Source organism: Marinobacter vinifirmus, from assembly GCF_002258215.1.
In the GTDB taxonomy this organism is placed as follows: Bacteria; Pseudomonadota; Gammaproteobacteria; order Pseudomonadales; family Oleiphilaceae; genus Marinobacter; species Marinobacter vinifirmus.
Genome location: NZ_NEFY01000015.1, coordinates 14,748 through 41,281, shown reverse-complemented (window position 1 = coordinate 41,281; position 26,534 = coordinate 14,748). Strand labels below are relative to the sequence as shown.

Genomic DNA, 26,534 nt, shown 5'->3' with positions numbered 1-26,534 from the left:
TAGGAGGCGCAGGTAATTATTCGGACTTCCTGGTTCGGTCTAGGTAATCGGCCCATTCCTGCATCATAGTCTTCCGATCTTCAAGGCGCGCAGAGCGGTTGTAGGCTGCTGCTACCTGGTTTCGTTGCTTATGAGCCAGCTGGAGCTCAATTATCTCTGGTGGCCAGCCAAGTTCATGCAAGAGTGTCGATGCGGTCGCTCGAAACCCATGACCGACCATGGTGGAACCATCGTAACCCATCGACTTGAGTGCCACGTTGATAGTGTTCTCGGACAGCGGCCGGCCCCGTTTAACGGATTCGAACACGAGACTTTGGTGACCCGTGAGGGATTTGAGTTCCTTCAGAATGGCTGCTGCCTGCGTTGACAGGGGCACGATATGGTCAGGCACTTGTCCTGTTCTCTTGGCCTTCTGAGTGCCTTTCATGCGTTGGCCAGGAACGATCCAGGTGGCATTGTCTATATTGATCTCGATCCATTCCGCGTTCCGTAGTTCGCCCGGTCGAAGAAATAGCATAGGTGCGAGCTTCAAGGCCGCTCTGGTTGTTGCATGTCCTCCATAGGCATCGATGGCTTTCAGTAGCTTGCCCAGTTCCTCGGGATTAGTGATGGCAGAACGGTGTCTGGTGGGGATGGTTTTGAGTTGACCTCTCAGCGTTGCTGTGGGGTCAATCTCGGCACGATCTGCTGCTACTGCAAAGCGAAAGATCTCGCCAATGCGTTGCCGGATTCGGTGCGCGGTCTCGTGCTTACCTTGGTCTTCAATGGGTCTCAACGTCTCCATGACAGTGGAGGCTTTGATTTCCCTGATCGGTAAATGGCCCAGTTTAGGGAAAGCCCATGTTTCGAGCCTTCTCTTCGCAACCTCCAGGGTACTGTCAGCAAGTTCTCCTTTCTTCAGTTTGAGCCAGTCTTCTGCGACAGCCTTGAAGGTGTCCGCCTGCTCTTTCAGGACCGCCTTCTGCTCTTTTCTGACTTCATTTGGGTCAATGCCGTCGGCAATCTGCTCCCGAGCCACCGTTCGACGCTCCCGCGCCAGTTTCAGCGAGACATCGGGGTAAACGCCGAGTGCTAGTGTTTTTTCCTTGCCGCCAAATCGGTACTTCATCCTCCAGTACTTCCCGGACGGCTGTATGTCCAGATAAAGTCCGGCGCCATCGGTAAGCTTGGTTCTCTTGCCGAATTTCTCGAACTTGGCGGATTGGATTTTTTTGTCGGTCAGGAGGTTTATAGGCCTGGACATGACAGATCTTGAGCTCTTTTGGGGGTACAAAATCTACTATAACGGGGAGTACTTCAGTTTGCACCCCAGATGTACCCCCAGAATATGTAGATTAGGGCGGAATGTTGTGGATCGATAAGGACGCCGATTTTAAATAAATGGCTTTTAAAACAGTCGATTGGGGTTTTTGTGGATCGATGCGGAAGGGTGGCTGGTGCCCCCGGCAGGACTCGAACCTGCTACCTATCCCTTAGGAGGGGATCGCTCTATCCAGATGAGCTACGGGGGCATTTCAGAAGAGGCGGTATGATAGCGGGCAAGGGCTTGTGGCTCAAGGGGCCACAGGCCCCCGCTTACGCAGTTGTTCCAGGATCTGCCTCTGGTTCTCGCCGTCTTTGCCGGTAACGACCATCAGTGCGCGCTCCCGATCAAGCAGGGTCTTGCGGTAGGTTTGCTGCAGGTCTTCCAGAGTTACCTTCCGAATGGCTTCCGCCAGTTGCTCCCGGCTGTCGAAGTCTTCGTTATTACGGTCGATTTCGCGCCAGTAGCGGCCAGAGACTTCAGCCAGCTGGCGATCCTGCTGCAGCAACTGGCTGATTACCGCCTGCTTTTCCCGGTTCAGGCGGTTGTCGTCCAGTTCAGTCAGTTGGCCTTCAAATTCTGCTGAAAACACCTGTACCGCCTGGTCAATGGCTTGTGCATCCGCTTCCGGTGATTGCACCACCAGGCCAAGGGCCGGTGTTTCCAGCATTTCAAAGGCGGTGGCGTACACGATGTAGCCGAGCTGGCGGGTGGTGCGGATCTCTTCATAGAAGGGGCTGCTGACAATCTGTGCCAGCAGGCGGAAGCGGGCCCGCTCTTCATAAGAGGTATCGTTGCCCTGCAGGTACAGGGTGTAGCCGGTGTCCTGGTGGGCAACATCCAGCACAGCCCGGGTCTGGCCTTCCGGTAGCTGGCGGATGTTGGAGCGCTCCACCGTTGTGCGTTCCCGGCCGTCCAGTACCATGGCTTTTACCTGCCGCGCCAGGTTCAGGGCCGAGGCTTCGGTCAGATTGCCGTGGGCCAGCATCACCGGGTCCGTCTGGCGCACCAGTTCCCGGCCGAAGGCTTTGAGTTCATCCAGCGTGACTTCCCTGGCAGCTGCCAGTTTGTCTGCCACCGGATAGGTGCCATCAATCAGCGCGGTCTGGATGAATTCAGAGGTTTGCTGCACAGGGCGGTCCTTGGCCTTGTTTTCCAGGCCATCCATCAGCTGCTGGCGAGCGATGTTGAATCGCTGGGTGGTGAACTGCGGGTCGGAAAACTCCAGCAGGATCCGGTTCACCAGCTTGTGCAGTTTGTCGTTATATCCGCCCACGCGGATGGTGATGCCCCGCAGGTGCGGGTACACGCTGTAATCCAGCCCTGCCAGGCTGGCGTAGTAGGCCCAGGCGTTGAGGTTGGTGTTGATGGCATCCACCAGAAGCTGGCTTAGCACCTCACTGCGGGCGGAGGCCCGGGCAGCGGGTGTGCGCAGGCTGATAAATACGTTGGCCTTCGGGGTATTGAACCGGGTGTCCCGGGCGTACCAGATATCCAGCCCGTCCAGCTCGCCCAGTTTTACCGGATGTTCCATGGTGTTGCCGGCTACCAGGTCGAGGTTCTCCGGTACAAAGGGGTTGGCGGCGGGCAAGGCCAGCTGTGCCGCCAGTTGGTTATCGGTGGTTTCGGGTACGGTGAGCGGCTCACGCTGCCACGGGGTTTCATACCAGTTGGTGAACAGGGGCGTGCCTTCCGGCTGGGCCGGGGCAGATACCCATACCATCAGGTTGTCCGGCGTCAGGCGATCCAGGATGGCCTGGTACTGTTCAGGCGCGTAGCGTTCCATCAGCCAGGGTGCGCTCAGAATATCCCGGGGCGGGTAATCCCGCAGCAAGCTGGACAGGCGCATGGCTTCCCTCATGGGTTCACTGCGTTCCCGGAAACGGAAGTCGATCACTGCCAGCTGTTTCATTTCATCAAAGCGGTTTTCAGTAACGCCCTTGTCGCGAACCTTGTCGATATAGCGAAAGCTCAGGGCCAGGATGTCATCCTGCCGGGCCAGGCCTTCCCGGGTCAGTGACATGCTGAGGTCCAGGGTGGCGTGTTCGCCGGTGTCCATGCCTAATCCGGCAGACAGGCTTTCCACCAGCCCGGCTCGCTTGAGCACATCAAACAGGCTGCCGTGGCCTTCATGGCCGAGCAGGTTGGCCACGTAGGAAGCGGGCTTGGTCTGGTAGTTATCCCGTTGCGACGGAATCGGGAAAGACAGGGTCATGTTGCGGCTGTCTTTGAGGGTCTGGGCGGTGACTTTTTCCGGCAGCTGCGCCAGGTCATAAAGCGGTTCCGGGTGGGTCCTGGCTGTCAGGCTGCGATTTGCGATGGCGGAAAAACGCTCGCGAACCATGGTTTCCAGCTCGTCCAGCGGCTGGGGACCATACACCGCCAGGGTCATGATGTTGGCAGAGTAGTTTTGCTCCCAGAACTCGATCAGGTCTGGCCGCAGGGGGTTGTCGTCGGTGTTTTCCAGGGTGCTCAGGTTGCCTACGGCGAACTGGCTGAAGGCATGGTCCGGGTTGCCGGCGGCCTTGCGTACTGACAGCAGGCGCCGGCCGTCTTCTTTCAGCTTGGCGCTGTATTCGGAGTGCACCGCGTTGCGTTCCCGGTCCACCAGCTCCGCGGTAAACAGCGGGTGGGAGAACTGCTGGGCAAAGCGGTCCAGTGCCGGTTCCAGGAATTCTCCTTCCACGTCGAAGAAGTAGTTGGTGTCTGCAAAGGCGGTGAAGGCGTTGTGGCTGCCGCCGTGGCTGCGGATGAACTGCTGGTATTCGCCCGGGTCCGGATATTTTTCGGTACCCAGAAACAGCATGTGCTCCAGAAAATGGGCGAGACCCTCACGGTCTTTCGGATCGTTGCCGCTGCCCACTGCGACATTCATGGAGGCGGCCGCTTTATCGGCGGCGGGGTCTGAGGCCAGTACCACTCTCAGGCCGTTGTCCAGTTCCAGGTAGCGGTATTCGTTCGGATCGTTGGGGCTTTTAACGGGCGATACGCTGGCCAGCGCCAGGGGGCTGAGCAGCAGGTAACCCAGAAAAAACAGGGCCAGGATCTGGAAACGGAACAGTCTATGGAACAGAGAACGTTCGGCAGTCATGGGGCCTCTTTACTGTGCTATGGACGAAAGTGCAGCGGGAAATCCGGGGTCAGTGCATCTGACCAGTTTTGGTGTTCGCCGGCTGCTGGGCCAGGGTTTTCCGGGCCAGGCTGGCAGCTTTTTCAGCATCCAGGTCACCGGTGGCAATCCGTTCGAGTACGGTGGCCATAATCGCGGTGGCTTGGCGGTACTCTGCAAACTCGGCCTGGAACGCCTTGTCGATGGCCTGGTATACGGCATCGATTTTCTCTTCCCGGCTGCCACTGTTGGCGGCGGTATCGTTGATGGCCTTGAGGCAGGCACGGGCAATGGCGATGTAGCGTTCGGTGTTGGGGCTGTCGTTCTGCATGCTGTTTGGCTAAACCTTGGTAGATTGATGTGATTGGATGCGCCGATGCGCTGGAAGTTCCTGATTATCGCATTGCTGCCGGCTGCTTGCATTGCCCGTTGGTAACCCGGCTGTTGCGACGCCAGCGACCAAATCCTGTGCTAGTCTGAAAAGCTGGTGTGTCGGTATTCCGGACATTCCCCGAGCGGGGCTGCCGGTTTTTAGAGTAATAGCTCTATTAAAAACAAAGGGTTACAGAGTAAAAGCTCTAAAAAAGTTCGATACATGAAGGTTGCAAATAAGTAGAATGCCCGCGAATGGAACAAGGCTAAGACTTTGGTCTTATGGTTCGTTGGTGAACAGACAATAACAGAGCAACAGGCAGGATGGAGTATTTATGAATTATTTCCTGACAGGCGGCACCGGTTTTATCGGTCGTTTTCTGGTAGAAAAACTGCTGGCCCGGGGCGGTACCGTACACGTTCTGGTGCGCGAGCAGTCGCAGGACAAGCTGGCAGAGCTGCGCGAGCGCTGGGGTGTGGATGACAGCCGGGTAAAGGCGGTTATCGGCGACCTCACCAGCAAGAATCTCGGCATTGATGCCAAGGCCATGAAAGCCCTGAAGGGGAATGTTGATCACTTCTTCCACCTGGCCGCTGTGTACGACATGAGCGCCGATGAAGAGGCCCAGGCAGCAACCAATATTGAAGGCACCCGGGCTGCTGTTCAGGCTGCCGAAGCCATGGGCGCAAAGCATTTCCACCACGCTTCGTCGATTGCCGCTGCCGGCCTGTTCAAGGGTATTTTCCGCGAAGATATGTTTGAAGAAGCGGAAAAGCTGGATCATCCGTACCTGCGCACCAAGCACGAATCCGAGAAAGTGGTGCGTGAAGAGTGCAAGGTGCCGTTCCGTATCTACCGCCCCGGCATGGTGGTCGGCCATTCCAAAACCGGCGAAATGGACAAGATCGACGGGCCATACTACTTCTTCAAAATGATTCAGAAGATCCGCCACGCGCTGCCGCAATGGCTCCCGACGGTCGGCATCGAAGGCGGCCGCCTGAATATTGTTCCGGTGGACTTTGTGGCGAATGCCCTCGATCACATTGCCCACCTGGACGGTGAAGACGGCAATTGTTTCCACCTGGTCGATTCTGATCCGTACAAAGTGGGCGAGATTCTCAATATCTTCTGCGAAGCCGGCCATGCTCCGCGTATGGGCATGCGCATCGACTCCCGGATGTTCGGCTTTATTCCGCCGTTTATCCGCCAGAGCATCAAGAACCTGCCTCCGGTGAAGCGTATTACCGGTGCGGTGCTGGAGGATCTGGGCATTCCGGCATCGGTGATGTCGTTCATCAACTACCCGACCCGTTTTGATACCCGGGAACTGGAGCGCGTGCTGAAGGGCTCCGGAATTGAAGTGCCGCGCCTGCCGGACTACGCCCCGGTTATCTGGGACTACTGGGAGCGCCACCTGGACCCGGACCTGTTCAAGGATCGCACCCTGAAAGGTACGGTGGAAGGCAAGGTGTGCGTGGTGACAGGCGCAACCTCCGGTATTGGCCTGGCGACCGCAGAGAAGCTGGCCGAGGCCGGCGCTATTCTGGTGATTGGTGCCCGCACCAAGGAAACCCTGGATGAAGTGGCCGGCCAGCTGGAGGCCAAGGGTGGAAACGTGCACGCCTACCAGTGCGACTTCTCCGACATGGAAGACTGCGACCGCTTTGTGAAAACCGTGCTGGATAACCACGGCCAGGTGGACGTGCTGGTGAACAACGCCGGTCGTTCTATCCGTCGCTCACTGGCGTTGTCGTTTGACCGCTTCCACGATTTCGAGCGTACCATGCAGCTGAACTATTTCGGATCTGTGCGCCTGATCATGGGCTTTGCGCCGGGCATGCTGGAGCGCCGTCGCGGGCACATGGTGAATATCTCTTCCATCGGTGTGCTGACCAATGCGCCCCGCTTCTCCGCCTACGTGGCGTCGAAGTCTGCGCTGGATGCCTTCAGCCGTTGCGCCGCGGCCGAGTGGTCAGACCGCAACGTTACGTTCACCACCATCAATATGCCGCTGGTGAAAACGCCGATGATTGCGCCGACCAAGATCTACGATTCAGTCCCCACGCTGACGCCGGACGAAGCCGCGCAGATGGTGGCAGATGCCATCGTTTACCGGCCCAAGCGCATTGCTACTCGCCTGGGTGTGTTTGCTTCGGTGCTGCATTCTCTGACGCCGAAAATGGGCGAGATCATCATGAACACCGGTTACCGGATGTTCCCGGATTCGCCCGCCGCAGCAGGCAGCAATTCCGGAGAGAAGCCGAAGGTGTCCACCGAGCAGGTGGCCTTTGCCGCCATCATGCGGGGCGTGCACTGGTAACAGTATGCCCGCCATGAAAAAACCCGCCTCGGCGGGTTTTTTCGTTTTGGCTGATCAGCTGGCCGGGGTTTCTTCCGGTTCGATCAGCGGAGGCGGAAAGCCGCCCAGCTCTTTCCAGCGATTGACGATGCCACAGAACAGGTCTGCGGTTTTTTCGGCATCGTAGGCCGCAGAGTGGGCTTCCTTGTTGCTGAACGGAATTCCCGCCAGCTTGCAGGCCTGGGCCAGCACGGTATGGCCATAGGCAAGGCCTGCCAGTGTGGCGGTATCGAAGGTGGAGAACGGGTGGAACGGGTTGCGCTTGATATCCGCCCTCAGCGCTGCCGCAAACACAAAGTTGTGATCGAAGGTGGCGTTGTGGCCCACCAGCACGGCGCGCTTGCAGTCGAAGGCTTTTACCGCCTTGCGGATAGGCGAAAAAATCTCGCTCAGGCCTTCGCGCTCCGGCACCGCTTCCCGCTCCGGGTTCCACGGATCAATGCCGGTGAAATCCAGGGCAGACTGTTCCAGGTTGGCGCCTTCGAATGGATCGATTTGCTGCACGTGGGTTTCGCCCCGGCGCAGCCAACCGTCTTCGTCCATGGTCAGCAGTACGGCGGCAATTTCCAGCAGGGCATCCCGCTCGGGATTGAAGCCTGCGGTTTCAACATCCACAACCACCGGCAGAAAGCCGCGAAAGCGTTGGGACAAAGGGTGTGGCTGTTTGTTTTCTTCTGACACGCGAACTCCGGTGTTCGTGTAATGAATGGAAAAGGTTTTACGCCAGGCGCCAGTTTACGGTTTCACCGGCTTTCAGGGGCACGATGGTGCCATCGGCCAGGGGCAGTTGCTCTGGCATGGTCCAGGGTTCCCGCACCAGGGTGATGGTGTCGGTGTTTCTGGGCAGGCCGTAGAAATCAGGGCCGTTAAAGCTGGCAAAGGCTTCGAACTTGTCCAGAATGCCCAGCTCTTCGAATACGTCTGCATACAGGCCGATGGCACCATAAGCCGAATAACAGCCGGCACAGCCGCAGGCGGCTTCTTTCTTGTCTCTGGCATGGGGTGCGGAATCGGTGCCCAGGAAGAAGCGCGGGTCGCCACTGGCAACCGCTTCACGCAGCGCCAGCTGGTGCTTGTTGCGCTTCAGAATGGGCAGGCAGTACAGGTGTGGCCGAACGCCGCCCACCAGCATGTGGTTGCGGTTGTACATCAGGTGCTGTGGCGTCAGGGTGGCGGCCAGGTTGCCACTGGTGTGGCTGCGCACAAACTCGGCGGAATCTGCCGTGGTGATGTGTTCCAGTACCACTTTCAGCTGGGGGAATGCCTGCAGGGTAGGGGCCAGCACCCGTTCCAGGAAGACTTTTTCACGGTCAAAGATATCGATGTCGGCATCGGTTACTTCCCCGTGTACCAGCAGCAACATGCCGCAATCGGCCATGGCTTCCAGTACCGGGTAGATGTTGCGGATATCGGTGACACCGGAGGCAGAATTGGTGGTGGCGCCCGCTGGATAGAGCTTGGCAGCGATAACCCCGGCGGCCTTGGCTTCGCGGATGGTTTCCGGGGTGGTGCTTTCGGTCAGGTACAGGGTCATCAGCGGATCGAAGCCGGTATCAGCAGCTGCCGCCAGAATGCGTTCACGGTAGGCCATGGCCATGGAAGCATCGGTTACCGGAGGCACCAGGTTGGGCATGATGATGGCGCGGCCGAAACAGGCTGCAGTGGCAGGCACCACGTTGTTCAGTACAGCACCGTCCCGTACATGCAGGTGCCAGTCGTCCGGGCGGGTGATGGTCAGTTCTCTGGTCATGGAAGTATCCGCAAGGCAGCCAAAAATTTTGCGGATTATACCAGAAGGTGCCGGCTATTGATCAGCCCGTTCCACGCGGAAGTCAGTAAACCGCGTTCAGCACGTCCAGGTGGGCGGCTACGCTTTCAGCCAGGGCTTTAAGGTGATACCCGCCTTCCAGGGTGGAGATGATCCGGTCGTTGGCATGGTCGTGGGCAACGCTGACCAGCATTTCGGTCAGCCATCGGTAGTCTTCGGTTTCCAGGTTCAGCTCGCCCATGGGGTCTTTCTTGTGGCCATCAAAGCCGGCAGAGATCAGCACCAGTTGGGGCCGGAAATCCTGCAGCTTCTTCAGCCAGGCGGCTTCCACGATCTTGCGGTACTCGGTGGAGCTGCAGTTGGCCTCGATGGGGGCATTAACGATGTTGTCTGCCTGCCGGTGCACATGGGAGTGCGGGTAGAACGGATGCTGGAAGCTGGAGCACATCAGAATGCGCTCGTCGCCACTGACGATATCCACCGTGCCATTGCCCTGATGCACATCGAAGTCGATGATGGCGACCCGCTCCAGGTGGTGGAAGGTGAGGGCGCGCATGGCCGCCAGTGCGATGTTGTTGTAGAAGCAGAAACCCATAGACTTGGTGCGCTCGGCGTGGTGTCCGGGCGGGCGGGCACAAACGAAGGCGTTGGTTACCTGGCTGCTCATCACCATGTCTACCGCTTGTACGTTGCCACCTGCGGCCAGGCGCGCCGCGTGCAGGGTATCTGGCATCATGGCGGTGTCCGGATCTGTAAAAACGCGGCCACGGGTGGGCTGCATCAGGTCCAGTTGCTGCAGGTAGGTTTCGGGATGCACGGTCAGAAGCTGGTCGCGGGTGATTTCTTCTGGTCTTACCCAGTCGAGATCCTCCTGCAGATGGGTGTCTGCAAGGTAGGCCAGGATGCTTGATATGCGCTCAGGGCTTTCCGGGTGTTCCGGGCCCATGTTGTGCTTCATGCAGTCATCGTGGGAAAAGAATGCCGTGGTCATACGTGTAGTCTGTGCCTGAATCTGCTTCTTATTAAAACCATGTTATCAGGGATACCCGAAGTATGTTGTATTTCTTTGGTCTAATGGGCGTGATACGGATTTACATCAGGAAATCCCCATCTAAGATAAGGTATACATTGATAAGCATCCTGTATTACTGGGATTTTTAACCTGAAGCCCGTTGTATCACTCTGGGAGAGTCGCGTTGAGTACCCGCTATCTGGAAAGCCTGTTTAACCCCGAGTCTATCGTCGTGATCGGTGCATCCGAACGGGCAGATAACCTGGGTGGTATGGTTCTGCGTAACCTTCTGGGTGGCGGTTTTCCCGGCCGGCTGGTGGTGGTCAACCAGAGTGAATACGAGAACGTGCACGGGGTGCCCTGTGTCGAGAAGGTGTCGAAGCTGGACTTCACGCCGGATCTCGCCATCATCTGTACGCCGCCCAACACCGTGCCGAAAATGGTGCGCAAGCTGGGCGAGCGGGGTGTGCGCACGGCTATTGTGATGACCGGCGGTATGTCCCGTACCCACAGTAAGACGGGGCAGCCGCTGATGTACTCGGTGCGGGATGCCGCCCGTGAAACCGGAATCCGGGTACTCGGCCCCAACACCATCGGGCTGATGGTGCCGGCCCGGCACCTGAACGCCACCTACGCCCACATGGGTGCGATTCCCGGCCGGGTGGCCTTTGTGGGGCAATCCGGCACCATTGCCAGCTCGGTACTGGACTGGGCATTTGCCCGGGGTGTGGGGTTTTCCTACTTCCTGACCCTCGGCGACGGCATGGATATCGACCATGACGACCTGATCGATTACCTGGCCCAGGATACCCAGACCCGCGCCATCCTGCTGCACATTGAAAGCATTCCGAACCCCAGCCGCTTCATGTCGGCGGTACGGGTAGCCTCCCGAACCAAGCCGGTAATTGCCGTTAAATCCGGCCGAGTGCCGGAATCCGAGTGGTTCTCCCACCAACTGCCGGCGGGGATTCGCCGGACAGACCCGATCTACGATGCCATGCTGCAGCGCGCCGGTGTGCTGCGGGTGGATGGCCTGGGCCAGATGTTCGACGCCCTCGAAACCCTGACCCGCATGCGCCCCCTGCGCCGCGAATCCCTGGCGATTATGGGGAACGGGGTAGGGCCGGGTGTGCTGGCGGTAGACCGGCTGGCGGACCTGGGTGGGGAGCTGGCGGAACTGTCTCCGGGCAGTATTGATGCCCTGGCGGAATTGTTGCCGCCGTACTGGACGCGCAAGAACCCCATCGACCTGAACTACGATGCCTCGCCGGAGCTGTATGCCCAGGCTATCAAGATCCTGGCGAAGGATCCGAATGTCGCCAACGTGCTGGTGATGTACGCGCCAACCCTGGTGCAGGACAGCCTGCAGATTGCCGATGCCGTGGTGCAGGCCTCCAAGGGCACGCGCCTGAACATTTTCACCTGCTGGCTGGGCCAGAGCACGGTGATGGATTCCCGGGAGGAGTTCTACCGGGCCGGTATTCCTTCGTTCTTCAACCCGGAAAAGGCCGTGATGGCGTTCATGCAGCACGTGCGTCACCAGCGGGTACAGCGGCTGCTGACAGAAACGCCGGAATCCTTCACCGACCACTTTGCTGACAGGGCCAATACCCGCGGGCTGGTTGCCAAGGCCCTGCGTGACGGCCGCAATCATCTTTCAAGCCGGGAAGCCCGCCGGGTTATCCGTGATTACGGCGTGCACACCATCGACACCATGTACTGTGACGATATGGAAGAAGTGCTGGAGATGTTCTCCATCGAGCGCCGCCCGATCGACGTAACCGTGATCCACGAGCAGGTGTGTCATCCGTTCCTGGATCTCAGCCCCACCCAGCGCCGCTACAAGGGCACCTTAAAGAAGCTCAACAGCGAGCAGGCCATCATTGATGCCTGTCGTTTCCTGGAAGAGGAATACCAGGAGCATTTCCCGGACAGCGGCTTCCTGGGCTTTGCCGTTCAGCACTCCTACCAGCACGTGGGCGGAATTGAATTCAGCGTGGGCATTACCCGGGATGATGTGTTCGGGCCATTGGTGGTGTGTGGCGCCGCCGGTGCCCAGGTAAACATCATGACCGACCGGCAGATTGCCTTGCCGCCCCTGAACATGGTGCTGGCCCGTGAGCTGCTGCGCCGTACTTACATGTACAAGTTGCTGAAGGAACACAGCCTGAAGCCGGAAGAGGATATCCGGGCGGTGTCCGAGACGTTGGTGAAACTGTCCCAGATCGTGATCGACATTCCCGAGATCCGTGGTTTGGAAATTTCTCCGCTGCTGTTCAACGAGCAGGGTGCGGTGGCGGTTAACATTGCCATCAACCTGGACAGCAAGCCGGGTAAGCCGGTAATCCAGCCCTATCCGAAGGAGCTGGAAGAGTGGATTGTGCTGCCGAAATCCGGCCGTCGGGTGGTTATCCGGCCGGTACTGGCCGAAGACGAGCCGGCGCACCGCCAGTTCCACGAACACCAGTCACCGGAGTCCATCCGCTACCGTTTCTTCCAGTACCGCAAGAACTTCTCCCGGGAAGACGTGGCCCAGATGGTGCAGATCGACTACGACCGGGAAATGGTCTTTATCGCCAACGCCCCGAAGCAGGATGGTGAGGGTGAGGAAACCCTGGGCACCGTGCGTACCTGGACAGACGCCGACAACCTGCGCTGCGAGTTTGCCGTGATGGTAGACGATCGCATGAAAGGCGAGGGCTTGGGCGTGGCGCTGATGCAGAAAATGATTGAATACTGCCGGGCCCGGGGCACCATGGAAATGATTGGTAACGTATTGCCGGACAACCGCCCGATGCTGCAGCTGGCGGAGCATCTGGGTTTCGAGATCAAGTTCAATCCGGAAGAGGAAGTGATGGATCTCCGGCTGGTACTGAACGAGCCGGAGAAGGACTGGCAGAAGGAACGGTTGAAGAAGGGGGGGCACCTGTAGCCCCCCCTGTCTGATTATTCTTCGACGATGGCGGAGCGGTCTTCTCCGCCCAGTGCTTCCAGCAGTCCCGGAATCAGCCGGGACAGTTCCAGCGTCATGATGGTGAAGGCGGCGTCAAACTTGGCCATAGCGTCGTCTGCGTCCACATCATCCAGCTGGTCTTGCAGGGTTTCGCCGAATTTCAGCCGGCGGATGCCCAGTTCTTCATCCAGCACGAACGATACGTTGTCGTCCCAGGTCAGGGCCAGCTTGGTTACCTGCATGCCTGTTTCCAGGTGGTTGCGGATTTCATCGGCTTTCAGGTCCAGGCCCTTGCAGCGCACCACGCCGCCATCTTCTGACGGGTCTTTCAGCTCGCACTCGCTGCCCAGCACAATGGTAGCCGGGTGGTCGATGCTTTCATTCAGCCAGCCGGTGAAGGTAAAGGCCGGGGCCTGTTCCACCGCCGGCGGGCGAACCGGCAGGGAACCCAGGCTTTTGCGCAGGGTAGACGCCAGGTCTTCCGCTTGCTTGGCCGAGCCGGCATCCACCACCAGCACACCGTCCTGGGGTGCCAGGTAGGCAAAGCAGCGGCGGTTGCGGGAAAAGGCCTGGGGCAGCATTTCCAGCATGACCTGTTCTTTGATCTCTTCTTTCTCTTTCTTGCGAACTTTGCGGCCCTGTTCCACTTCAATGGCTTCGGCCCGCTCTTCCACGGCTTCCTTGACCACCGGGCCCGGCAGAATCTTTTCTTCCTTGCGCAGGGCAATCAGGTGATAGCCGTTGGCGCTGTGTACCAGTTGATCGCCGTGCTTGCCCAGCGGTGGAACCCAGCCCTGACGGGTGGTTTCCTGTGGGCCGCACGGTTTGAAAGCATCGGCCTGAAGCTTCTCTTCCAGTGCTTCGGCGGAGATATCAAAATGCTTGGTAAAACGGAAAATCCGGGCGTTGCGGAACCACATGGGGCTAAATCCTTGCTAGAGGCTGTTGGTACAAAAAGGAGGGGGATGATACGGCTACCGCCGGTAGCCGTAAAGTGACGGCCGAGTGGTCAGATGTGCATGATCTCGACCAGCACGGTCTTCACAAGAAAGCCTACAACGCCTGCGCCCAGCACGGTAAACAGGGCGATGGTGCCAAACTTGCCGGCCTGGGATTTCTTGGCCAGGTCCCAAACGATAAAGCCCATCCAGACAATCAGGCCGGTCAGAAACACCAGCATGGCGATCTGGGAAAATACTGCTTCGTTCATGGTTACTCCGATATCAACTGAAACTGATCTTTGCAGGTTGGAACAAGCCGGTTACTGCTCGTCTCTCAGGAACACCCAGTTGTTGGTATCGGACTGCTCTTCACTGAAGTAGTAGCCTTCCAGGTTGAATCCTTTCAGGTCATCGGCCTGGGTAATCCGGTTCTGGATGGCATAGCGGCACATCAGCCCGCGGGCTTTCTTGGCGTAGAAGCTGATCATCTTGTACTGGCCGTTCTTCCAGTCTTTGAACTGGGGGGTCACCAGGCGGCCGTCGATGTCTTTCTTCTGAACGCTCTTGAAGTATTCGTTGGAGGCCAGGTTAACCAGCACCTTGTCGTCTGCTGCGAGCAGCTCGTTCAGGGCCTTGGTGAGTTTGCTTCCCCAGAAGGCGTAGAGGTCTTTGCCACGCTTGTTCTCGAACTTCGTGCCCATTTCCAGCCGGTAGGGCTGCATCAGGTCCAGCGGCTTGAGCAGTCCATACAGGCCGGACAGCATACGCAGGTGCTGCTGGGCAAAGGCGAAGTCGTCTTCGCTGAAGCTTTCAGCATCCAGCCCGGTATAAACGTCGCCCTTGAAGGCCAGGATGGCCTGGCGGGCGTTGTCCGGTGTGAACGGCGTGTGCCAGCTGCGGAAGCGCTCGGCGTTGAGCTGGCCGAGCTTGTCGCTGATGCTCATCAGGTTGCTCACCTGATGGGGTTCCAGTTCCTTGAGCTGGTCGATCAGCTCGCAGGCATCATCCAGGTAGTCCGGTTGGGTATAGGTTTCCGTGGCCAGCGGGCTCTCGTAATCCAGAGTCTTGGCGGGGGAAATGATCATCAGCATGTCAGCGGATCCTCATTGCAGAAACGTCAGTAACTGGTCCCTGGTAAACGGCCAGCCAAGTTCCGCACCGGTGTCGCTGCGGCGCAGCACCGGAATGCGGGTGCCGTAGCGTTCCACCAGCTCTTCAGACTGGGCAATATCCACCACATCTACCGGGATGGGCTCCGGCATGGGCGTGTTCACCAGCAGGGCTTCTGCCAGTTCACACAGGTGGCAATTGGAGGTGGTGTAAAACAGTAATTCCATTATTTTTTCGGCTGCGCGTCGATTTGCTGGCCGTTTACACCCCGGCTGTCCTTGCCCATCAGGTACAGGTACACCGGCATCAGAGCTTCCGGTTCCGGGTTTTTCTTCGGATCTTCCGCCGGGTACGCCAGCAGGCGCATGCCGGTGCGGGTCGCACCCGGGTTCAGGCTGTTCACCCGAATATTATTGCGCTCGTCGTCCAGCTCGTCGGCCAGCAACTGGGCCAGGCCTTCCACGGCGAACTTGGATACCGCATAGGCACCCCAGTAGGCCCGCGCCTGGCGGCCGACACCGGAGGAGGTGAAGATCATCGACGCATCATCGGATTTGCGTAGCAGCGGAATCATTGCCCGGCTGAGCAGGAACGGGGCGGTGGCGTTAACGTGCATCACCTTGTTCCAGGTTTCCGGGTCGTACAGTTCTACCGGGCTGCGGGAGCCCAGAATGCCCGCGTTATGCAGCAGGCCATCCAGCCGACCGAAGTTTTCCTCGATGGTCATGGCCAGTTCTTCGTAGTCCTTGACCGCCGCGCCTTCGAAGTTCATCGGCACAATGGCCGGTTGCGGATGGCTGGCGGCTTCGATTTCGTCGTAGACCTCTTCCAGCCGGCCTACGGTGCGGCCCACCAGAATCACGGTGGCGCCGTGGGCGGCGTAGGCTTTGGCGGCAGCGCGGCCAATGCCGCTGCCGGCTCCGGTTACCATGACAATGCGGTCTTTCAGAAGATCGGCGGGTGCCTGGTAATCTTGCATAACCTGTCTCCGTGTTCAGGCGTTTTCCGGCCCGAATAGTGCCGGGATTGAACGAAAAAGGGGGCTTATTGTAACAGCTTTGCCAGGTCGCTGACGGTGTCGGCAATGATATCGGCTTGCCACAGATCAACCGTGTGGGGTTGCTCGATGTAACCGTAGCGCACAGCGATGGTGCGCATGCCGGCGTTACGGCCGGCTTCGATATCCCGCTCGTGGTCGCCAACATACACGGCCTGTTCCGGCGCAGCACCAATTCTCTGGCAGGCCAGGAACAGCGGCTCCGGGTGTGGTTTGCGTTCGCTGACGTGGTCCGGGCAGATCAGGGTGGCGCAACGTTGGGCCAGCCCCAGTGCCTGTACCAGCGGCTCGGCAAAGCGTACCGGCTTGTTGGTGACAATGCCCCAGGGAATGCCACGGGCTTCCAGGTTTTCCAGCAGTGAGTCCATGCCCTCGAACAGGGTGGTTTCTACCGCTACGCCCGCCTCGTATAGGTCCAGAAAAGCCGTGTGCTTTTCCACGTAGCCGTCATGCTCTGGCTCCAGCCCGAAACCGACCCGGATCATGGCCCTTGCGCCATTGGACACCGAAGGGCGGATTTGTTCGGCCGCCAGCGGTTCAAGGTTATGGAGCTGGCGCAGCTGGTTCAGGCAGCGGATGAAATCCGGTGCGGTGTCGATCAGGGTGCCATCCAGGTCAAACAGTACCGCAGAGGGTTTTTGATCAGTCTTCACGAATATCCCGCGCGTGCATCAGGTAGTTGACGTCGACATCACGGCCCAGCTTGTAGCTTTTGGTGATGGGGTTGTAGGTCATACCGGTAAGCTCGCGCACGTCCAGCCCGGCGTGGCGCAGGTAGTCGGACATTTCCGAGGGCCGGATGAACTTCTTCCACTCGTGGGTGCCCTTGGGCAGCATGTTCAGCACGTATTCCGCGCCCACAATGGCAAACAGGAAGGACTTCGGGTTGCGGTTGATGGTAGACACAAACAGGTGCCCGCCCGGGCGCAACATGGCCGCGCAAGACTTGATGACCGAGCCCGGGTCCGGAACGTGCTCCAGCATTTCCAGGCAGGTGACGGTGTCGTACTGGCCGGCATGTTCCGGGTCCCGGGCCAGCTCCTCGATGGTGGTCTGGCGGTAGTCCACCTTCACACGGGATTCCATGCCGTGCAGCCGAGCTACGTTCAGCGGGGCTTCGCCCATGTCGATGCCGGTTACGTGGGCACCACGCAGGGCCATGCCTTCAGACAGCAGACCGCCACCACAGCCAACATCCAGTACTTTCTTGCCTGCCAGCGATACCCGCTCGTCGATGTAGTTCAGGCGCAGGGGATTGATGTCGTGAAGCGGCTTGAATTCGCTGCTGGGGTCCCACCAGCGGCTGGCCAGTGCTTCAAACTTGGCAATCTCGTTCTGGTCTACGTTCTGGTTGCTCATGGAGTGCACCTGGTTGAGATAATTAACTGAGAATCTTGTTGCGCCAGTCGCTGACACGCAGCATCAGGTCTGGCACATCGATACGGGTCAAACGGCCGTCTTGTACCTGAGGTACGCCGTGAATCCAGCTGTGGCTTACTGCCCGGCCATGGTTGCTGTACACCAGGTGAGAGGCCGGGTCGTACACGGGCTGCAGGAACGGGTCGCTGAGATCAACGGCAATCAGGTCGGCCAGTTTGCCCGGCACCAGCGAGCCCAGTTCGTGGTCGCGGCCCAGGGCCCGGGCGCCGTTAATGGTCGCCATCTTGAGTGCGGTGTGTGCCGACACGGCGGCAGCATCCCCGGCCACCACCTTGGCCACCATGGCCGCGGTTTTCAGTTCGCCGAACAGGTCGAGATCGTTGTTGCTGGCAGCCCCGTCGGTACCGATCGTGACATTGATGTTGCTGTCGATCAGCTTCTGAACCGGGCAAAAGCCGCTGGCCAGCTTCAGGTTCGATTCCGGGCAGTGGACGATGTGCCCTCCGGCCCGGGCCAGATGCTCCAGATCGGAATCGTCAATCTGGGTCATGTGCACATACTGGCTGTTCGGGCCGAGTACGCCCAGTTCTGCCATCCGGAATACCGGGCGCTTGCCGGTGGCCTTTACGGCTTCGTCCACTTCGAAGGCGGTTTCGTGCAGGTGTATTTGCAGGGCCGCACCGGTTTCCTCTGCCAGCTTAACGGCTGCCGTCAGCGGTTGGTCAGACACCGTATAGGGTGCATGGGGGCCGATGGCGGGCATGATGTAGTCGTCGTGCTGCCACAGGGCAATCAGGTCGGCACCTTTGCGCAGGTAATCCTCCGGGCCGGAGCCCCACACCGTCGGGTTGTCCAGCAGGGGGAAGCAGATCTGTGCGCGCATGCCAACGTCGTGGGCCACCTGGGCAGTCACTTCCGGGAAGAAATACATATCCGAGAAGGTGGTGGTGCCGGTGCGCAGCATTTCGGCCATGGCCAGGCGGGTGCCGTCCAGAACAAAGGGTTCGCTGACAAAGCGGCCTTCGGCCGGCCAGATGTGGTCGTTCAGCCAGGTCATCAGTGGCAGGTCGTCGGCCATGCCCCGGAACAGGGACATCGCGGTGTGGCCGTGCAGGTTGATCAGCCCTGGCAAGACCACGTGCTGGTCCAGGTTGATGGTTTCCCGGGTGCGGAACTTCTGGTCTGCTTCGCTCTGGGGCAGGACATCGGCAATACGGCTGCCCTGAAGGATAACAGCCTGGTGTTCCAGAACCACGCCAAAGGGTTCCATGGGTATCAGCCAGCGCGCGTTGATCCGGGTGTCGGCCGCAGTAATGGTGTCTGCCGTCATTAACCTGCCTTGTCAGCTATTGGCACGGTTGATCGTGCCGGAAAATTCAACTCGGAAGTATAACCAGCCCGCTGCAACAGAACTACCCCGGCCACCGGGCCAATGGAGGTATAAACGAAGTAGGAAAAAGCTATACTGCGTTTTTTTCACCCCCTGCGGAGCTGTTTATGGCCAATTCCACTTCCTCCCGTTCCATGGGCACTGTAGCCATGCGCTGGCATGGTTACCGGCTTGAGCTGCTGGACCAGCGATTGCTGCCGGGGGAAGAGCACTGGATTACCTCGGAGGACGCTACCGGCGTGGCCCAGTGTATTGCCGATATGGTGGTTCGGGGGGCGCCCGCTATTGGTATCAGTGCAGCCTACGGGGTTGCCCTGGCTGCACGCCATGCCGGTACTGACGATTGGCAGGGAGAGGTTGAGCGGGCGATTGATGAACTGGCCCGTTCCCGCCCGACCGCGGTAAACCTGTTCTGGGCCCTGGAGCGCATGGGCAGGGTCTTCGGGGCCTGCCAGTCCTTGCCCGAAGCAGCGGAGCAACTGGCTGCCGAAGCGGTACGTATTCACGAGGAAGACCTGGCAGCCAACCTTGCCATGGCGGACCATGCGCTGGAGGTCATGGACATACAGGCGCCCATGTCCGTGCTGACACACTGCAATACCGGAGCCCTGGCCACTGGTGGTTATGGCACGGCACTGGGGGTAATCCGTCGCTTGCATGAGAAGCAGTTGCTGGAACGGGTATACGCGGATGAAACCCGCCCCTGGCTGCAAGGCAGCCGGCTGACCGCCTGGGAACTGACCCGTGATGAAATCCCCGTTACCCTGAATGCCGATGGTGCAGCCGCCGCCATCCTGGCCAGCGGTAAGGTGAAGTGGATTGTGGTGGGGGCAGACCGTATTACCGCCAATGGTGATGTGGCCAACAAGATCGGTACCTACAACCTGGCGGTGCTGGCCCGTTATCACAGTGTGGGCTTTATGGTGGTGGCGCCGTCCAGCACCGTGGACATGGCCCTGGCGTCTGGCGCGCAGATTCCCATTGAAGAGCGGGAAGGTACGGAAGTCCGGGAAATTCGGGGCATTGCGCTGGCGCCGGCGGGCGTGGAGGTGTTCAACCCGGTGTTCGATGTTACCCCGGCCAGCCTGATTGATGCGATCGTAACCGAGAAGGGCGCTGTCCGGAATCCGGACCTGGCGGCCATGCAGGCGCTATTTGCCTGAGTCTTTGCCGGCCCCGGATTTTCCTGCGGTGGCCTGGCCGGCCTGGAGGTTTGCTTTCAGGTCGGCCACCTGCTTTTCCTGCTCTTCCACGAAGTGCATGGACATCTCAAAGCTGTGGCGGGTGAATTCCAGAACCTTGCGGAAGCCTTCATCCGACAGGGTACGGGCATCGTCGTGGCGCCGGAAAATATTGATAAATTCCCGTTCCCGCTCGAACTGCAGCGGTAGGCGCCCGATGCCCCAGTCGTTCAGCAGTTGCCACACCTCCGGGTTGTAGTTGCGGGTAGTGCGCATGATGAAGGGAATCGGGTCGTTACGGGCAATCAGTGCCGCAAGGCGCAGAATAAGCTCGAAGGACAGGGTAGACGTACCGTTCTCGATGGCTTCCAGCAGCGACTTGTCTTTCAGGTTGAGGGCTTCGCTCATTTCCGAAAGCGTAAGCCCGGCCACTTCGCGGATGTCTTTCATGGACTGGCCGGCGGTGAGCATGGCCCGCAGCTGATCCTGGGAGTTGATCAGCGCGCGGCCCACCCGCAGGGAGGTATCGGTGGCCTTGGCACCCAGCCGAAGGGCAGAACCGGTAAATCCCGCTATCCGCTCCAGTATGCCTTCCGGGCTCCTGGCCTTGTTATCGCGGCCTGCCAGGCTTTCCACTTCGTCCATGGAGCGCATGGCGTGCAGGGCATCCAGCAGCATGTCCCGGAACAGGGCGGCGCGCTGCTGGCTATCCTGGTTGGCTGGCTCCCGGTCGGTGTCTGCCATGTGGTTACCGGGTTTCGGCTTTGGCCGCGAACTGTGTGGGCGACAGGATAGAGGCGGTGCGCTGGTCCAGTTCCAGCAGGTCGGCCATGATGTGGCCGCCTTCACGGATCACGAAGTCCAGTTCGTCATCGGTGGTGTCCAGGTCTGCGGCCTGCTCGTCCTGCCATTGCTCGAGGTCTTCCAGGGTGTCGAACGGCTCTTCACCGCGCAATTCCCTGCGGGCGTTGGCAATGGTCAGCCGGGTATTTTCAATCTGGCTGTGCTGGTCCTTCCGCTCGGCGTGGTTCAGGCTTACGTAGTCCATCTGCCGCTGCTGGGTAAGGAATTCGATTTCTTTCTGCAGCAGGCTGAATTCCGGGTTGGTCGCAAACCGGTCTTCATGGCGCTCGCGCAGTTCATCGATAATGCCGCTGAAGTCGAAGTAACGGTTATGGGGCACCGCTTCAATCTGGTCCCAGGGCAGGGCGTGGTCCAGGGCATCTTCGCCGATGCGGGTTTTGTCGATGCGTGACGGAATCTCGATGTCCGGAATCACCCCTTTATGCTGGGTAGAGCCGCCGGATACCCGGTAAAACTTGGACTGGGTAATCTTCAGCTGGCCGTGGTTCAGGGGCCGAACCGCCTGTACCGTACCCTTGCCGAAGGTTTGGGAGCCTACGACCAGGCCGCGACCATAATCCTGGATGGCGCCGGCAAAGATTTCCGAAGCCGAGGCACTCATGCGGTTAACCAGCACCACCAGCGGGCCGTCGTAAACCACGGTGGGGTCTTCGTCGTTCAGCACCTGTACATCGTTGTTGGCGTTACGGATCTGCACTGTCGGGCCTTTGTCGATAAACAGGCCTACCAGGTCGTTGGCTTCGTGCAGGGCACCGCCACCGTTGTTGCGCAGGTCCATCACCACGCCATCGACACCGTCTTCTTTCAGTTCGCTGATCAGCCGGCGAACGTCCCGGGTGGTGCTTTTGTAATTGGGATCACCTGCCTGCATGGCCTGGAAATCGGCATAGAAGGTAGGAATGGTGATCACGCCAATGCGATAGTCCTGGCCCTTACGTTCCAGTTCGATCACTTCCTTGCTGGCGCTCTGTTCTTCCAGCTTGACCTCGTCCCGGATGATATCGATCGAGCGGGTAACGCTTTCGTCCGAGGCGTTGGCCGGAATCACTTCCAGGGTGACGGTTGAGTTGCGGGGGCCGCGAATCAGGTCCACCACTTCATCCAGGCGCCAGCCGATCACGTTGACCGGTTTTTCGCCCTCCTGTGCTACCGACACAATACGGTCGGCCGGTTGCAGCTGGCCTTGTTTGGAAGCCGGGCCGCCGGGAACCAGTCGCACCACCTTGGTGTATTCGTTGTCGGACTGCAGCACCGCGCCAATGCCCTCGAGGGACAGGCTCATGTTGATGTTGAAGTTCTCCGAGGTGCGCGGAGAGAAGTAGGAGGTGTGCGGGTCCCACATGCCGGTGAAGGCGTTCATGTAGGCCTGGAAGGCATCTTCGCTGCGGGCCTGGTAGGCGCGCTTCAGCTGGCCTTCGTAGCGGCGGCGCAGGTTCTCTTCGATGACGTCGTCTTCAGTACCGTTCAGGCGCTGGGCCAGCACCGCGTTCTTGATGCGCTTGACCCAGAGCTGGTCCAGCGCGGCGCTGTCGGCTTCCCAGGGTGCTTCGGAGCGGTCAACGCGGATTTGATCGTTGCCTTCGAAGTCCAGGTTATCAATGCCCTCGTCGATCAGCGACAGGGCGAACTGCAGGCGCTGGATAACCCGCTGCTGCACCAGGTTATAGATATCAAAGCCTGGTTGCAGCTGGCCGGTTTTCAGGGCCGAACCCAGGCGGTTACGGACGTTGGAGAGTGCGTCGATGTCCTGCTGGGTCAGGTAAACGCGCTGGTTGTCCAGGTAGTCCAGGTAGGCATCAAACACATCGCCAGAGAGTTCGTCACTGATACCCAGGTTGCGGAAATGGGTGAACTGAAGCTGGCGGGCAATCAGGATGTTGGCCCGGGCCTGGTCAATGGTGGGCGCGACCGGCTCGTAGATAGCCGATTCATCCAGCTTTGCCTGCAAACCGGACAGTCCCGGCACCAGCAGGGCAAGGCCCAGTGCTGTGCAAAGCCCCGCTTTTTTCAGGGTGGCCGGCCGGGGGCTGTGTTGTCTGATTCTTTCCGCAATGCTCATAAATGCATACCTGGCGATACTGGGTGTCTGGTAACGCGTAAGCCGCTGTTCTACCCGTGACTGATAAATTTATTGTAGGCAACCGCTACACCTGTTGCCATAGGCCTTGGGTATAGCTTCGTGACAATATGTCCATATACGTTGCGCCCCGGGGTAATAGATTGGGGCAGGTTGCGGGAAGTAAAGTGGCCGGAGGGAGGCCCCCTCCGGCCGGCAGGGTCAGGAGAAGGTTTCGTTGTTCTCTGCCTTGCCCATCAGCAGCGCAGGCGGTGCGAAGCGCTCGCCGTACTGGTCAGCCAGTTGCTGTGCCCGTTCGGCAAAGGCCCGAACACCGTACTGATTGACGAACTGGATGGCGCCGCCGGTCCAGGGCGCGTAGCCAATGCCGAAGATGCTGCCGATGTTGGCATCTTCCACGGTTCTCAGCACGCCTTCTTCCAGGCAGCGGATGGTCTCGATAGCCTGGATGAACAGGATGCGGTCTTTCAGGTCCTGAAGCTGCACGCTGCGGGCCTTGGCCTGGTCTACGAACAAGTTCTCCAGCTCCGGCCAAAGGTATTTTTTGCCCTTCTCCGGGTACTCGTAGAAACCGGCGCCGGCGGCTTTGCCTTTGCGGTTGTGGGTATCCACCATCGCATCAATGACGGCTTCGGCCGGGTGTGGCTGCCAGGTGCCGCCGGCGGCTTCGGTGTCTTTCCGGCTCTGGGCGCGGATGTGCTGCATCAGGGTCATGCTGACTTCATCAGAAATCGCCAGTGGCCCCACCGGCATGCCGGCTAACAAACCTGCGTTCTCGATACTGGAGGGGTGAATGCCCTCGGCCAGCATGCTGATGCCTTCGTTCACGAAGGTGCCGAACACCCGGGAGGTGAAGAAGCCGCGGCTGTCGTTCACCACAATGGGGATCTTGCCGATCTGCTGCACGTAGTCGAAGGCGCGGGCCAAGGTGTCATCGGAGGTTTTCTCGCCCACGATGATTTCCACCAACTGCATCTTGTCCACCGGGGAGAAGAAGTGCAGGCCGATGAAGTTATCCGGCTTGGCGGAGGCCTGCGCCAGTTGGGTAATGGGGATGGTGGAGGTGTTGGAGGCAAAGATGCCGTTGGCCGCCATTTTCGGCTCGGCTTCCTGGGTAACCTTTGCCTTCAAATCGCTGTCTTCGAACACGGCTTCGATGATCAGGTCACAACCTTCCAGATCGTCGGCGGAAGCCGTGGCTTTAATTCGGGCCAGCACCTCGTCTTTCTGGGCTTCGGTCATCCGGCCGCGGCTGACTTTCTTCGTCAGCAGGTTCTCGGAGTAGCGTTTGCCTTTCTCGGCGTTTTCAACCGAGACATCCTTCAGCACCACCTCAATGCCGCGGCTGGCCGTGGAGTAGGCAATCCCGGCACCCATCATGCCTGCACCCAGTACGCCCACTTTCTTGAAAGTTTCTTTTTCCACACCATCCGGGCGACTGCCGCCGGCCTTGATGGCGTTGAGCTGGAACCAGAAGGTGCCGGTCATGTTCTTGGCTACCTGACCGGTGGCCAGCTCGGCAAAGTATCGGGTTTCAATCAGGCTGCCGTTGTCGAAGTCCACCTGGGCGCCTTCCACGGCTGCTGCCAGAATCCGCTCAGGGGCAGGGTAGCAGCCCTTGGTTTTTTGACGCAGCATGGCTGGGGCGATGGCCAGTTTCTGTGCCATGGCTGGATGATGTGGGGCGCCGCCGGGGAATTTGAAGCCTTTCTGGTCCCAGGGCTGCTGGCACTTGGGGTTGGCTTCAATAAAGGCACGGGCCTTGGCGATCATGTCTTCCGGAGAACTGGCCAATTCATTCACGATGCCGGCTTTCAGGGCCGCTTTCGGGTTGATCTTTTTGCCTTCCATCAGGAACGGGAAAGCCGCTTCCAGTCCAATCATCCGGGGCAGGCGCTGGGTGCCGCCACCGCCGGGCAGCAGGCCCAAGGTCACTTCCGGCAGGCCCAGCTGGGTGCGGTCGTCATCAATGGCAACGCGGTAATGACACGCCAGCGCGAGTTCCAGGCCACCACCCAGAGCGGTGCCGTTGATGGCAGCCACCACAGGTTTGCCACAGGTTTCCAGCGCACGCATGTCGGCTTTCAGGCCGTTGACCATGTCTTCAAACTCTTTGGCCTGTTCGCGGGTCACTGAGTACAGCTCATTCAGGTCGCCGCCGGCAAAGAAGCTTTTCTTGGCGGAGGCAATGATAATGCCTTTGACATTATTCAGGTCGCTTTTGACCTTATTGACGGTTTCGGTCAGTGCAGTTCGAAACTCGCCGTTCATGGTGTTAGCGGACTGGCCCGGCATGTCGATGGTCAGGGTCAGAATCTGGTCTGAACCCAGGTCGTATTGGATGGCACTCATGGTCGGTTCCTTTTATTTGAAAGTGGCGTTCAGACGCGCTCGATGATGGTGGCAATGCCCATGCCGCCGCCCACACACAGGGTGGCCAGGCCGTAGCGCAGTTCACGGCGTTCCAGTTCATCCAGCAGGGTGCCGAGGATGATGGCACCGGTAGCACCCAGCGGGTGGCCCATGGCGATGGCGCCGCCGTTCACGTTCACTTTCTCGTCCGGAACGGACAGTTCTTTCTGGAAGCGCATCACCACTGATGCGAAGGCTTCGTTCACTTCAAACAGGTCGATCTGGCCCACGGTCATGCCCGCTTTCTCCAGCGCCTTGCGGGCGGCGGGGGCCGGGCCGGTGAGCATGATGGTGGGGTCTGTGCTGGTGACCGCGGTGGCAACGATGCGGGCGCGGGGCTTCAGGCCCAGTTCCTTGCCCTTGGCTTCGCTGCCAATCAGCATGGCGGTGGCACCGTCGACAATGCCGGAGGAGTTGCCGGCGTGGTGCACGTGGTTGATCTTCTCCACGTAGTGGTATTTTTCCCGGGCGACGCCGTCAAAGCCCATCTCGCCTATCATCTGGAACGAGGGCTTGAGGCCTGCCAGGGATTCCACGGTGGTGTTGCCGCGCACATGCTCGTCCCGATCCAGTATGACAACGCCGTTCTGATCAGTAACCGGAACGATTGATTTGGCGAAATAACCCTTTTCCCAGGCGTTGGCGGCTTTTTGCTGGGATTTCACGGCAAAGCCGTCGACATCTTCACGGCTGAAGCCTTCCAGAGTGGCGATCAGGTCAGCCCCGATGCCCTGGGGCATGAAGCCTGTGTGCAGGTTGGTTTCCGGGTCGGTAGCCCAGGCGCCGCCGTCAGAGCCCATGGGCACGCGGGACATGGCTTCAACGCCGCCCGCTACCACCATGTCTTCCCACCCGGAGCGTACTTTCATGGCGGCCAGGTTGACGGCTTCCAGGCCGGAGGCGCAGAAACGGTTCAGGGTGACGCCGGCCACTTTCTCATCCCAATCAGCGGCCAGTGCCGCCGTCTTGGCGATATCCGCGCCTTGGTCACCCACGGCGGTGACGCAGCCCATGACGACATCATCTACCTGAGAAGTGTCGAGCCGATTACGCTCTTCCAGAGCCTTGAGCACGGTAGTGAGCAGCGTGATCGGCTTAACGCTGTGCAGTGAGCCATCTTTCTTGCCGCGTCCGCGGGGGGTGCGAACGGCATCGAATATGTACGCCTCGGTGGTCATATCTGTTCCTCTGATTGTTATCCGGGCTTGTTTTCAAAGAGTGATAACCATAGCGGTTCAGTGTAGT

General features: G+C 59.3%; 21 protein-coding genes and 1 tRNA gene. 3 read left to right on the top strand and 19 right to left on the bottom strand.

Annotated features, from left to right (window positions below; genetic code table 11):
• Positions 1-16 precede the first annotated feature (16 nt).
• The 4 genes from B9Q17_RS14625 to B9Q17_RS14610 form a co-directional block, all read right to left on the bottom strand.
• On the bottom strand, positions 17-1,243 hold the full coding sequence (locus B9Q17_RS14625; RefSeq protein WP_094625766.1) for a tyrosine-type recombinase/integrase: 1,227 nt from the start codon (positions 1,241-1,243) through the stop codon (positions 17-19).
• 191 nt (positions 1,244-1,434) lie between these two features.
• Positions 1,435-1,511: transfer RNA gene (locus tag B9Q17_RS14620), tRNA-Arg, on the bottom strand.
• 42 nt (positions 1,512-1,553) lie between these two features.
• The gene (locus tag B9Q17_RS14615) at positions 1,554-4,394 is read right to left on the bottom strand and encodes an insulinase family protein (protein ID WP_094625765.1); all 2,841 of its coding nucleotides are present in this window, start codon (positions 4,392-4,394) and stop codon (positions 1,554-1,556) included.
• 49 nt (positions 4,395-4,443) lie between these two features.
• Positions 4,444-4,743, bottom strand: a complete 300-nt coding sequence (locus tag B9Q17_RS14610) for a hypothetical protein (RefSeq protein ID WP_058340674.1) — start codon at positions 4,741-4,743, stop codon at positions 4,444-4,446.
• 376 nt (positions 4,744-5,119) lie between these two features.
• On the opposite strand from B9Q17_RS14610, the gene B9Q17_RS14605 reads away from it, so the two are divergent.
• Complete coding sequence (locus B9Q17_RS14605; protein WP_094625764.1) at positions 5,120-7,105, top strand: SDR family oxidoreductase; 1,986 nt, start codon at positions 5,120-5,122, stop codon at positions 7,103-7,105.
• 54 nt (positions 7,106-7,159) lie between these two features.
• Here the strand turns inward: B9Q17_RS14605 and rnt are convergent, their stop codons facing one another.
• From rnt to B9Q17_RS14590, 3 genes are all read right to left on the bottom strand, one after another.
• Positions 7,160-7,825 carry a ribonuclease T gene (rnt, locus tag B9Q17_RS14600; protein WP_058340676.1) on the bottom strand — a complete coding sequence of 222 codons (666 nt, stop codon included), beginning with the start codon at positions 7,823-7,825 and terminating at the stop codon, positions 7,160-7,162.
• Positions 7,826-7,862: 37 nt separating this feature from the next.
• Positions 7,863-8,894, bottom strand: coding sequence for a dihydroorotase (gene pyrC, locus B9Q17_RS14595; RefSeq protein WP_094625763.1), 1,032 nt, complete (start codon positions 8,892-8,894; stop codon positions 7,863-7,865).
• Positions 8,895-8,976: 82 nt separating this feature from the next.
• A complete protein-coding gene (locus B9Q17_RS14590) occupies positions 8,977-9,903 on the bottom strand; it encodes a histone deacetylase family protein (protein WP_058340678.1) in 927 nt (308 codons plus the stop codon).
• Positions 9,904-10,108: 205 nt separating this feature from the next.
• Between B9Q17_RS14590 and B9Q17_RS14585 the strand changes: the two genes are divergently transcribed.
• Complete coding sequence (locus B9Q17_RS14585) at positions 10,109-12,856, top strand: bifunctional acetate--CoA ligase family protein/GNAT family N-acetyltransferase (RefSeq protein ID WP_094625762.1); 2,748 nt, start codon at positions 10,109-10,111, stop codon at positions 12,854-12,856.
• Positions 12,857-12,870: 14 nt separating this feature from the next.
• Here B9Q17_RS14585 and rdgC read toward each other — a convergent pair whose 3' ends face one another.
• The 8 genes from rdgC to B9Q17_RS14545 all read right to left on the bottom strand — a co-directional run bounded on the left by rdgC (position 12,871) and on the right by B9Q17_RS14545 (position 18,695).
• Positions 12,871-13,797, bottom strand: a complete 927-nt coding sequence (gene rdgC, locus B9Q17_RS14580; RefSeq protein ID WP_094625761.1) for a recombination-associated protein RdgC — start codon at positions 13,795-13,797, stop codon at positions 12,871-12,873.
• Positions 13,798-13,886: 89 nt separating this feature from the next.
• The gene (locus tag B9Q17_RS14575; RefSeq protein WP_058340681.1) at positions 13,887-14,087 is read right to left on the bottom strand and encodes a DUF2788 domain-containing protein; all 201 of its coding nucleotides are present in this window, start codon (positions 14,085-14,087) and stop codon (positions 13,887-13,889) included.
• Positions 14,088-14,138: 51 nt separating this feature from the next.
• Positions 14,139-14,909, bottom strand: coding sequence for a peroxide stress protein YaaA (yaaA, locus tag B9Q17_RS14570; RefSeq protein WP_094625760.1), 771 nt, complete (start codon positions 14,907-14,909; stop codon positions 14,139-14,141).
• 12 nt (positions 14,910-14,921) lie between these two features.
• Positions 14,922-15,155, bottom strand: coding sequence for a glutaredoxin family protein (locus B9Q17_RS14565; RefSeq protein WP_022989631.1), 234 nt, complete (start codon positions 15,153-15,155; stop codon positions 14,922-14,924).
• Positions 15,155-15,907 carry a YciK family oxidoreductase gene (locus B9Q17_RS14560; protein WP_094625759.1) on the bottom strand — a complete coding sequence of 251 codons (753 nt, stop codon included), beginning with the start codon at positions 15,905-15,907 and terminating at the stop codon, positions 15,155-15,157. The genes B9Q17_RS14565 and B9Q17_RS14560 overlap by 1 nt, the downstream gene beginning before the upstream one ends.
• Before the next feature lie 65 nt (positions 15,908-15,972).
• Positions 15,973-16,638 carry a phosphoglycolate phosphatase gene (gene gph / locus B9Q17_RS14555; protein ID WP_208618791.1) on the bottom strand — a complete coding sequence of 222 codons (666 nt, stop codon included), beginning with the start codon at positions 16,636-16,638 and terminating at the stop codon, positions 15,973-15,975.
• Positions 16,628-17,344 carry a bifunctional 2-polyprenyl-6-hydroxyphenol methylase/3-demethylubiquinol 3-O-methyltransferase UbiG gene (gene ubiG / locus B9Q17_RS14550; protein ID WP_094625757.1) on the bottom strand — a complete coding sequence of 239 codons (717 nt, stop codon included), beginning with the start codon at positions 17,342-17,344 and terminating at the stop codon, positions 16,628-16,630. Before ubiG ends, gph begins: the two co-directional genes overlap by 11 nt.
• Positions 17,345-17,366: 22 nt before the next feature.
• Positions 17,367-18,695, bottom strand: coding sequence for a TRZ/ATZ family hydrolase (locus B9Q17_RS14545; protein WP_094625756.1), 1,329 nt, complete (start codon positions 18,693-18,695; stop codon positions 17,367-17,369).
• Between the two features lie 167 nt (positions 18,696-18,862).
• On the opposite strand from B9Q17_RS14545, the gene mtnA reads away from it, so the two are divergent.
• Entirely contained in the window at positions 18,863-19,918 is a 1,056-nt protein-coding gene (gene mtnA, locus B9Q17_RS14540) for an S-methyl-5-thioribose-1-phosphate isomerase (RefSeq protein ID WP_094625755.1), read from the top strand.
• Here the strand turns inward: mtnA and B9Q17_RS14535 are convergent.
• From B9Q17_RS14535 to B9Q17_RS14520, 4 genes are all read right to left on the bottom strand, one after another.
• Positions 19,907-20,680, bottom strand: a complete 774-nt coding sequence (locus B9Q17_RS14535) for a helix-turn-helix domain-containing protein (protein WP_094625754.1) — start codon at positions 20,678-20,680, stop codon at positions 19,907-19,909. The genes mtnA and B9Q17_RS14535 overlap by 12 nt on opposite strands.
• A 4-nt stretch (positions 20,681-20,684) precedes the next feature.
• Positions 20,685-22,859 (bottom strand): carboxy terminal-processing peptidase, encoded by a 2,175-nt coding sequence (locus B9Q17_RS14530; protein ID WP_094625753.1) that lies wholly within the window; start codon positions 22,857-22,859, stop codon positions 20,685-20,687.
• Positions 22,860-23,078: 219 nt separating this feature from the next.
• Positions 23,079-25,229 (bottom strand): 3-hydroxyacyl-CoA dehydrogenase NAD-binding domain-containing protein, encoded by a 2,151-nt coding sequence (locus tag B9Q17_RS14525; RefSeq protein WP_094625752.1) that lies wholly within the window; start codon positions 25,227-25,229, stop codon positions 23,079-23,081.
• Positions 25,230-25,258: 29 nt separating this feature from the next.
• Positions 25,259-26,467, bottom strand: coding sequence for an acetyl-CoA C-acetyltransferase (locus tag B9Q17_RS14520; protein WP_094625751.1), 1,209 nt, complete (start codon positions 26,465-26,467; stop codon positions 25,259-25,261).
• Positions 26,468-26,534 lie beyond the last annotated feature (67 nt).